Annotated in this window: 10 protein-coding genes; 6 read left to right on the forward strand and 4 right to left on the reverse strand. The window is 68.4% G+C overall.

Features of this window, described 5'->3' with window-relative positions; all coding sequences use genetic code 11:
* Positions 1-286: 286 nt before the first annotated feature.
* Entirely contained in the window at positions 287-763 is a 477-nt protein-coding gene (locus AB0N07_RS48550; protein ID WP_365847037.1) for a MarR family transcriptional regulator, read from the reverse strand.
* A gap of 152 nt (positions 764-915) precedes the next feature.
* Here AB0N07_RS48550 and AB0N07_RS48555 point away from each other — a divergent pair, with 152 nt between their 5' ends.
* From AB0N07_RS48555 to AB0N07_RS48580, 6 genes are all read left to right on the forward strand, one after another.
* Entirely contained in the window at positions 916-2,076 is a 1,161-nt protein-coding gene (locus tag AB0N07_RS48555; RefSeq protein ID WP_365847039.1) for a PP2C family protein-serine/threonine phosphatase, read from the forward strand.
* 139 nt (positions 2,077-2,215) lie between these two features.
* Entirely contained in the window at positions 2,216-3,100 is an 885-nt protein-coding gene (locus AB0N07_RS48560) for an STAS domain-containing protein (RefSeq protein ID WP_365847055.1), read from the forward strand.
* Positions 3,097-3,510, forward strand: coding sequence for an STAS domain-containing protein (locus AB0N07_RS48565; RefSeq protein WP_365847041.1), 414 nt, complete (start codon positions 3,097-3,099; stop codon positions 3,508-3,510). The genes AB0N07_RS48560 and AB0N07_RS48565 overlap by 4 nt, the downstream gene beginning before the upstream one ends.
* Positions 3,510-3,953, forward strand: coding sequence for an anti-sigma regulatory factor (locus AB0N07_RS48570; RefSeq protein WP_365847043.1), 444 nt, complete (start codon positions 3,510-3,512; stop codon positions 3,951-3,953). Before AB0N07_RS48565 ends, AB0N07_RS48570 begins: the two co-directional genes overlap by 1 nt.
* Positions 3,953-5,014, forward strand: coding sequence for a SpoIIE family protein phosphatase (locus AB0N07_RS48575; RefSeq protein ID WP_365847045.1), 1,062 nt, complete (start codon positions 3,953-3,955; stop codon positions 5,012-5,014). Before AB0N07_RS48570 ends, AB0N07_RS48575 begins: the two co-directional genes overlap by 1 nt.
* Positions 5,001-6,716: a SpoIIE family protein phosphatase gene (locus AB0N07_RS48580; RefSeq protein WP_365847047.1), complete on the forward strand. Its 1,716-nt coding sequence runs from the start codon at positions 5,001-5,003 to the stop codon at positions 6,714-6,716. Before AB0N07_RS48575 ends, AB0N07_RS48580 begins: the two co-directional genes overlap by 14 nt.
* 308 nt (positions 6,717-7,024) lie before the next feature.
* On the opposite strand, the gene AB0N07_RS48585 is transcribed toward AB0N07_RS48580, so the two are convergent.
* The 3 genes from AB0N07_RS48585 to AB0N07_RS48595 form a co-directional block, all read right to left on the reverse strand.
* Positions 7,025-7,534 (reverse strand): MarR family transcriptional regulator, encoded by a 510-nt coding sequence (locus AB0N07_RS48585; RefSeq protein WP_365847049.1) that lies wholly within the window; start codon positions 7,532-7,534, stop codon positions 7,025-7,027.
* 316 nt (positions 7,535-7,850) lie between these two features.
* Entirely contained in the window at positions 7,851-8,693 is an 843-nt protein-coding gene (locus AB0N07_RS48590; RefSeq protein ID WP_365847051.1) for an RNA polymerase sigma factor SigF, read from the reverse strand.
* Positions 8,694-9,274: 581 nt separating this feature from the next.
* Positions 9,275-9,586, reverse strand: a complete 312-nt coding sequence (locus tag AB0N07_RS48595) for a hypothetical protein (protein WP_365847053.1) — start codon at positions 9,584-9,586, stop codon at positions 9,275-9,277.
* Positions 9,587-9,693 lie beyond the last annotated feature (107 nt).

The raw sequence follows: 9,693 nt of genomic DNA on the forward strand, positions 1-9,693 counted from the left end.
GGTAAAAACAACGTTGCCGAGACTATGCCTTCAAGTTTCGAAGTCAAGGGGTCACGCCTGTGACTTTTTAGTGCACTCGTGACGGGAATGTGTTCTGGGGTACTCGAAGCCGTGAAGGTCCCCAAGACGTCTATTGCCATTTGACAACAATGACCCCAGGCAACAAAGTAACCGTGTCGTACGGCACGGGGAAGGATGACGGAATGGTCCGGTGGGCGGAGACCGCTCCGCGTGCTGGCCACCGGCGCTTCCGGGCGCCGAAGTGTCCGGCGGCGCCGGCCGCCGTTCAGGCCGTGCGGTCGCCGGGCTGCGCGTGTATCTGCAGCGCAGCCGCGTCGCAGAACGCCTCCAGTCCCTCCAGCAGTGCCGCTCGTTTGCTGACGGGCATGAGCCTCAGCACCGCCTGCAGCTCCTGCTCCCTGCGTGCGCGCAGCTCGTCGAGGAAGGTACGGCCCCGGTTGCTGAGGTGCAGCCGGATCTCGCGCCGGTCGGTCTTGCCGATCACGCGCTCGACGAAGCCGGCTGCGACCAGCCGGTCGCAGAGCCGGCTGGTGGCGGGTGGCGTGGAGGAGAGCGCGTCACACAGCGTGCGCAGGTTGATACCGTCCTGGTGCTCCAAGGTCAACAGCACCCGCATCTGCGATGCCGACGCCGGCGCAGTGGAGGCCCGGCCCCACAGGACTTCCAGCAACTCTCCAGCCGTCGCGGTCACTCGGGCGACCTCGATGGGTTCCGGGCGGGGGCGGAAGACGGCCACTGTCACACTCTCGCAGGCACTGGGACGGTCGCCAGCGTACTAGGCGGCCGCGGGCCGCAGCGGCCAGAGATGGTTCGGACTGTGGCGCGGCTTATCGAGCGGCCTCGTCGCGAGCGAGGCCGGTAAGTGTCGGCCGAAGGATTGGTGTGTTTTCCACCGTGAACAGATATGTGACCGCTGAACGGGCTCTGCGTGCAGCGGCACCCCACGAGTTGCTCGGCGCTGTCCGTCGTGTGCTGGTTGAGCAGTACGGGGCGGAGTCCGTCGAGCTGTTGATGGCCGACTACGGTCTGACGGTGCTCCAGCCGGTGTCGGAGCTGCCGTACACCGTAGAGCCGGTTTCCGTGCACAGCAGCGTTGTGGGCCGGGCCTTCGGTGCCCAGGAACCCGTCGTCGAATCCGCCTCCCACGGTCGCGTGCGCGTGCACCTTCCGGTCAGCGTGCGCGGGGACCGACTGGGCGTGCTGTCCGTGACCCTGCCGGAGCAGGGCAGGGTTCAGGACCTGCTCGGTGAGCTTTCCGACATCGCAGAGGTGCTCGGGCACGAGGTGGTCGTCGCAGAGCGGGACACCGATGTCTATCTGCAGGCACGGCGCAAGGACCGGCTCACGCTGGCCGCCGAGATGCAGTGGCAGTTGCTGCCGGGCCGCTCCTGTTCCCGCCCGGAATACGAACTGGGCGCGCAGTTGGAGCCGGCGTATGCGATCTTTGGTGACAACTTCGACTGGTCCGCAACGGCCGACCACCTGATGCTCTACGTCACCAATGGCATGGGCGAGGGCATAGAGGCCTCGTTGCTGACGAATCTGGCCATCAACGCCCTGCGTAACGCCCGGCGCGCCGGTCTCGCCATCGACGACCAGGCAGCCCTGGCCGACCAGGCGGTGTACTCCCACTATCAGGGCCGCTGCTACCTGTCGGTGCTGATGTTCGATTTCGACCTCGCGACGGGCTGTGCCAAAGTCGTGGACGCCGGCTCCCCGCAGATGTTGCGGCTGCGAGGCGGGACGGTGGAACGCGTCACCTTCGAAGCGCAGCTTCCGCTGGGCATGTTCGAGGAGACCGACTACGTGGCTCAGGAGTTCCGGGCCGAGCCCGGCGACCGCCTCGTCTTCGTCAGCGACGGGGTGCACGCGGTCGCCGACCTCAAGGGGGAGGCGTACGGCGAAATCGCCCTCGCCCGGGCGATCCAGGCCACCCGGCTGCTGCCGGCCGCCGAGGTTCCGCGTGCCGTCCTGCGGGAGTTGACCGGCCACCGCGGTCGTTCCCTTCCCGACGACGACGCACTCGTCGTATGCCTCGACTGGCACGGAAGCTGACCGGGGCCTCAAGCGCCCCCACCCCCCAGTATGTGGCGATCCCGTGTTGTTTGTGTCCGGCCCTCGACGCTAACGTTTGCCATCAGGCAATAATCGCGTCTCGGGTGTGGTCGATCGGCGGCCCTGCGCAGAGGAGACGATCAAGGTGTCGGAGCAAGAGGCGGTCGGGTCGACGGCGCGCCGACTGGGAGCTTTCCTGGAACTCCGCCGGGAGCAGATTGCTCAGCGTTGGGCCGATGAGCCTCTCTTCGGGACGGTCTTCACCGTGTCGCGCGAAGAAGCTGTCGAAGCGTGTAAGGCCATCGTGGACGCGTTGACCGACGTCGCCTCGTCCGGACGCCTGGAAGACATCGCCGCGCCCGGCTTCGACAGCGTGCGCGACCAGCTGGGGCGCATGTCCGGCACGCGGCTCCGGGCGGGGTCGAGCACCGCCCGGATCGCCGACGAGGTGGCCGCCTTGCGGTCGTCGGTCGCCGAATTGCTGCGGGCGGAGTTCTCCGATCCCACCACTCCTGAGGCGGCCGAGGGGTTGCTGGCGTTGACGGTCCTGATGGGCACTCTGCGCCTGGTGGTGATGCAGACGGCGGTCAGCTCGGGCGAGGAGCTGATCGCACGGCAGCGGCAGCAGCTGCTCGAAGTCGCCACCCCGGTCATCAGCCTGTGGGACGGCGTCGTCGCCGTACCGCTGATCGGCACGCTGGACAGCGCCCGCAGCCAGGTCGTCATGGAGTCCCTGCTGGAGGGCATCGTCGGCATGCGCGCCCGGTACGCCATCCTGGACATCACGGGTGTGCCCACGGTCGACTCGCTCGTCGCGCAACACCTGATGAAGACAGTGGCCGCCGCGCGGCTGATGGGTGCCGAGTGCATCGTCTCCGGCATTCGCCCGGCCATCGCACAGACCATCGTGCAACTCGGCATCGATCTCAGCTCCGTCCTCACCCGTGCCTCACTCGCCGACGCCCTGGCCTATGCCCTCAGCCGGCTGGGCATCGAGGTGTCTCCCCGTGAGAGCACGCGATGATCTTTCCTTCCCGGGGTCCCGCGCCTGTGGTGCCCGTCCTGACGCTGCAGGAGACCCTGCTGGTCACCCTTCAGGGGGAGCTGCACGACGGTATGGCCGAGCAACTCCAGGAGGACATAAACTGCCGAATCGCCAGCAGCGGGGCGACCGGTGTGATCATCGACGTCTCCGGTGTGGAGATCGTCGACTCCTTCCTGGGGCGGATTCTTGCCGAGATCGCGGCGAGCGCCAGTCTGCTGGCGGCCCGCACAGTCGTCGCCGGCATGCGCCCAGCTGTGGCGATCACTCTGGTCGAGCTGGGTCTCACGCTGCCAGGCCTGACCACCGCGCTTGACGTCGATCGCGCACTGGAACTCCTCACTCGGGCGTCCACGCCGAGCGCCTCGGACGGACGCGAGAGGGGGACGTGATGCCGGCCTCCGACCCCGCCGTCGAAACAAGCCTGCCGATCGGCTCGGACGCGGACCTCGCGTGGGTCCGCCAGCACGTACGCCAGACCGCAGCCGAACTCGGCTTCGGGCTGGTGCAGCAGACGAAACTGGTCACCGCCGCCAGCGAACTGGCCCGCAACACCCTGGTCCACGGCGGCGGCGGACACGTGGAGGTCACGCCCCTGACCCGAGGCGTGAGCCTGGGACTTCGGCTGTCCTTCGTCGACCGTGGCCCCGGCATCCGCGATGTCGAGCTGGCCATGACCGACGGATACACCAGTGGGGGCGGTCTGGGACTCGGGCTCAGCGGCGCCAAACGCCTCGTCGACGAGTTCGAGATCGACACCGAACCCGGCCGGGGTACGACCGTCACCATCATCGCCTGGACCACAGGCGTACCCGCGGCACGGACGGGGTTGTGATGGCGCGCGTCTGGGACATTCCGGTTCACGACTCCACGCGCGTACGGGACGTCCGGGTAGCCGTCGAGGCGGCCGGCACCCATGTCCGTCTCGATCCGCACCGGACCGCGGTCGCCGCCCTGGTCGCCACCGAACTGGCCACCAACCTGGTCAAGCACGCCAGGGGCGGTCGGGTCGTGATCGACCTCGTCGACCAGCCCGGGGCGGTCACGCGCACTCCCGGGGTGCAGGTGACAGCCATCGACTACGGTCCGGGCATTCGTGACGTCACCGCGGCCATCCGCGACGGATACAGCACGAGCGAGGCGTCGCTGGGCGCCGGCCTGGGTACCTGCATGCGGATATCCAGCGGCTTCGACCTGTACAGCACTCCTCGTGGCACCATCGCGGTCGCCAGGGTCGACCAGGAGCCCGCGATGCGTCGAGAACGGATGCGGAAGGGCCCGACGTCGGGGGGGATCAACGTACCGCTCGGCCGGGACGATCACTCGGGAGACGCCTGGAGCTGCGCCCGGTCGGGCACCCGCCTGACCCTGATGCTCGCCGACGGCCTCGGCCACGGCACCAAGGCAGCGCACGCGTCCAGCGCCGCCGTCGACGAACTGCATCGCTCGGCACACCTGCCGCCAGAGGAGATCCTGCGCCATATGCACCCGGCCCTTCGGCACACCCGCGGCGCGGCAGTCGCCGTGGCACAAGTGGACACCGACACCGGTGAACTGGCCTTCGCCGGCGTCGGCAACATCGGAGCCCGCCTGCACGCCGGCGACTCCTGGGGGCACCTGATCTCCCACCCCGGCATCGTCGGCGCCCAGTTCCCGGCGACCGTGCCCGTACGTCGCGTGCCCTGGGGGCAGGGCAGCCTGCTTGTTCTGCACAGCGACGGTTTGCCCAGTCGATGGGTACCGCCGACCGATCCCGACCTCCTCACCCATGACCCGGCGTTGGTCGCGGCGACCATCCTGCGTGATGCCAGCAGCGCCGCCAGTCCCGTGCGCGACGACACCAGCGTGGCCGTCCTGGCCTCCGATCCCATGGACCGACGCCATGATCCCGCCTGACGTCCGGAAGATCACCACGGCGGCCGAGACCGCCCACGCCCGGATCTTCGTGGCGCACCTCGCAGCCTCCCTGGGCGCGTCGGAGATCGAACGGGCGCGATTCCTCACCGCACTCACCGCACAGTTGCGGAAGTGTGTCGGCCAAGGCGGGGCGGAACTCACCCTCACCGTCCGGCAACCAGGTCCGGACAGGTGCGTGCGTGTAGAGGCGGTCGTACGGCCGAACGCGCCGGCCTCGGAACACGCCTCGCTGTGGCACCACGCCCTCTCCTGCCCCGGCCCCGTGACACAGGACCCGCCTCTCCCGGACGACGTCGTGTCGGCCGAAGCCCTACTGGCAGCGGACGAGGAGACGGCGGCGGTCCTGCGGAGGCTGGACGAGTCGGAGAACCTGCTTCGGCTCCACCGTGAGGAACTGCACCAGACCAACCAGGGTGTGCTGGCCCTGCACGCCGAACTGGACGCCGCCGCGCTGACCCAACGGGAACTGCTCGACGCCGAACGGGCCGCGCGCGGCGAGGCGGAGAAGGCAAGGCGCCTGCTGACCTTCCTTGCCAACGCCAGTGCGGTCGTCACCGCGTCGCTCGATCACGAGGACATCGTGCGCCGGCTCCCGGAACTCCTCATGCCGGAGTACGCGAGCCATGTCGACGTGTGGCTCTTCGACGAGGACGAGCGGACAGCCGGCAACGGCGTCCACTCCGCCGCCGCGGTGGCCGCCGCCCGCACCGACCGCCCCCAGCACGCCGGACCGCACCCGGGTGGCCTGCCCGGCACCGACGACTGCCCACCCTCTGCCCTGTCGCCGCATCGGCCTCTGCTGTGCATCCCCCTGGCCGTGCGCCGGACCCTGGGCGTGCTGTCCCTCACGGCAACGGGTGACCGCTTCGATGCCGACACCAGCGTCATGCTGCTCGAACTGGCCCGTCGTGTCGCCATCGCCCTGGACAACGCCCTGCGCTACGAGCAACACCGGGACACCGCCGAAGAACTGCAGCGCGCCCAGCTCACCGACCTGCCCGCTGCCGATGGCCTGCACCTGGCGGCCCGGTACCTGCCCGCCACCCGTGGCCTCAACATCGGCGGCGACTGGTACGACGCCTTCTTCCAGCCCGACGGCAGCCTGCTGACCGTCATAGGGGACGTCACCGGGCACGGGCTGCGTGCGGCCGTCATCATGGGCCAGCTGCGCACGGCACTGCGCGCGTACGCAGTCGAGGAGACCAGCCCCGCCCGGATCCTCACACGACTGCACCGCATGCTCTGCCACCAGCAGCCCAACCTCTACGCCACCGCCATGATCGCGCGCTTCAGGCCCGGCGATCCCCGGGCGACATGGGCCGTCGCCGGCCACCCGCCGGCGGTGGTCCGTGCTCCCGGCGGCGCCGTGCGGGTCCTGGACGAAAAGCCCGGGGTCATGCTGGGCGTGCCGATTCCCTTCGAGTACGCGGACCACACGACCGAGATCGAACCGGGCTCGACGCTGGTGCTGTACACCGACGGCCTGGTCGAAAGGCGTACTGAAGGGATCGACGTGGGGATCGGGTTGCTCGCCCAGACCCTGGCGGCACTGCACGAACCCGACCTCGAAAACCTGGACGCGTGCGCCGATTCCCTCCTCAAACCCCTGGTGCACGAGTCCGAGCGCGACGACGATGTCTGCCTCCTGCTGTGCCGTACCACCCCGCTCCCGAATTCCTGAGGGGGCACGGACGACGAGGTGGCCGACGCCGATTCCCGGCCGCAGCGTTCCTTCGTTCCGCCGCGCCGGGTGACCGGCTTTCCCCGCGACAGGGCGGGGAGGTCAGTGTGCCGGCACCGCCTTCACCACCCGGAAGCCGGTCGTATGCACCGGGACTGTGCGCACGGTCGACGCCGGCACTCCGCTGCCGTACCGCCGTCGCGACACCGGGATCAATCCGGTCGAGCCGGAAGCGCAGCCACCCTCCGACGGGCACGGGCCGTCGACACGGCACGGCTCACCCCCGAACTCCGCTGAACCAGCCCCCGTCATCGGTTGCCAGGGGGCTCTCCCAAGGCGGGCGGCGTCCCGCTCTGTGCGGCGAGAAAGGCCTTCATTCCGCGGCTCAGCGCCGTCCGCTCCGCGGGTCGCATGGCCGTCAACGCGACCGTCAGTGCCTGTGCTCGGCGCAATGCCACATCGTCCAGTACGCGGTGTCCCTGTGTGGTGAGGATCAGCCTTACCTCGCGGCGGTTCTGCGGGTGCAGGGATCGTTCCAGCATTCCCGCCGCCTCCAGCCGGTCACACAGCCTGCTGGCCGTGGGTAGCCCTATGTCCAGCCGCTCGGCCAAAGCGGTCAGGTTCAGTCCGGGTGCCGCCTGAAGCATCCGCAGCGCCCGCAACTGGTGCAGGGACAGCCGCAAGGCCGCCTCCTGAGCGGCCAGGGACCACAGGTCGGTGAGACTCTCCACAGCGTTGGCGATCTCCAGGGCGACGGCGTCCGGGCCATCACCGGGTCCCTCCATGCGGTCGCCGCCTGGGCCGTCGAGACGGGTCACGAACACATCGCTTTCACTCAGTTTCGGACGCTGTAGAGATAATCCTCATGCAGTCGCTGTACCCGAAGGCGAGGGGTGCAAGCCGGTGCTGGATCGGCCGGAGATCGCCAGTGGCGGGCCGGAACCGGGGCCCGACCGAAGGGGGTGGCCGGGCTTCGCTCCATGGTAGGAGCGCCCGTTGCCTCGCGAGGCGAGCTCGAGGACCAAGGGCAGACCGGGGGATGCACGGGTACCCCATCCACTACAGCAGTGTCGGGCCCTGAGTGATTCTGCCCGGAGCAGCGGCATCTGCCCCCGACTGCCAGGCAGCTGCCCGTCATTCCGTGCTGAGCATGCCTTCGCGCAGGTGTGCCAGGAGGCGCGTGATCAGACGGGAGATGTGCATCTGGGAGACGTCCAGGCGTTCGCCGATCTGGGCCTGGGTGAGCTCCTCGACGAAGCGCCAATGAATTATTTTGCGGTCGCGTTCGTCCAGTTCGGCGATCATCGGTGCGAGGGCGTGGAAGTCCTCGACCCGTTCCATGGCCTCGTCCGCACCGCCGATGAAGTCCGCGAGCACGGCCTCGCCGTCTTCGCTGCTGTTGATCGCGGCGTCCAGGGACGCCGACTTGTAACCGTTGGAGGCCAGTTGGGCCTCGACGACCTCGTCCTCCGGCAGACTCATCAGCTCGGACAGCTCCCTGACCGTCGGTGTCCGACCCAGTCGGGTGCACAGTTCCTCATTGGCACGCGCGAGCTGTACGCGGGCTTCCTGGAGCCGGCGCGGGACGTGCACGGCCCAGGAGGTGTCCCGGAAGAAACGTTTGATCTCGCCGACGATGTAGGGGATGGCGAAGGAGGTGAACTCGACCTCACGCGACAGCTCGAAGCGGTCGATGGCCTTGATCAGTCCGATCATGCCGACCTGGACGATGTCCTCCATCTCCTCCGGACCCCGGCTGCGGAACCGGCCGGCGGCGTAGCGGACGAGGGACATGTTCATCTCGATCAGCGTGTTGCGCGCGTACTGGTGCTCCGGTGTTCCCTCCTCCGAAACCGCCATCCGGCCGAAGAACAGCTTCGACATCTGCCGTGCATCCTTCGGCGTCACCTTGGACGGGTCCGCGATCTCCGAAACCTCCACCATCGGCTCGGCAGTCTGCACGGTCGTCGTCGCCATCAGGCACCCCTCCCAGTCCGCTCGGCGTCCTCCTGCCGGTCCGTCGGCCGGCAAGCACGCGCATACCCCGGCCGCCGACCGGCATTCGTCGAGCGCCGTCACTTCCCGCTCGTCTCTCCGTCTCTGCTGAAGGCACGAGCCCACGCACCGGCCTGGCAGCACGCCGCCGATGCCGCGCTCTGCGACAGCTGCCACCCCCACCGGTGTCCTCGGCGAAACCCCTGCATCGGCATCCCGTTGAGCCCGAGGACCGCGCTTGCGGAGTGGGGCGTTGATGCTCAGGCGGCATCCGAGGGCTTCGGCGAGCCCCGTACTCGAAGTGCCTAGGTCTCGGGCTGGAATCCCGAAGGCGGCTCCATACTGAACCCCAGATAAGGGTTCTGACATGCGTTTTCTTGTCGGTTCCGGCTGGCGCTGGGGTGCGTGACGGGAGCGCATCAGGCACGAGGGTTGGCGGCGGCTGTGGCGTCGCGGACTTTCACACCTGTCCCAGGGACGTTCCGGGGACTTTACGCCGCGTAAGCAGGGAAGGCCCTGACCAGCGCTGAAAGAAACGAAAGCGCTGGTCAGGGTCTGTTCCCTCAGCACTCGATGATGTTCACCGCGAGCCCGCCCCGGGCCGTCTCCTTGTACTTCACGTTCATTGTGGCCCCGGACGCGATCAGCCCGTTGACCTGCGCACTCAGGGAAAATTTCTTGATCCACTCAGCCGCTGGGGACTTCTCGGGGACAATCCGCAGTGGATCTTGGTCCAGCCATGCGTCCATCGCAGCCAGACCGCGCTGACCGGCGCCGGGCATGAAGTGAGCGTAGTGGTCGAGCGTGATCTTCGGTGAGGAGTGCCCCAGCCACGCGGACAGGCTGACGACCGACTCGCCAGCCTCCAGCTGCACGCTGGCATAGGAGTGCCTTGTGTCCGCAGAGGCCGTGTGCGGATGACTTCGTGTGGTCATTGAGCAGGTCCGCTGTCGGAACCGCGTTCGCGACGGTGACAGCGGCG

The organism is Streptomyces sp. NPDC051172, assembly GCF_040682555.1.
Taxonomy (GTDB): Bacteria; Actinomycetota; Actinomycetes; order Streptomycetales; family Streptomycetaceae; genus Streptomyces.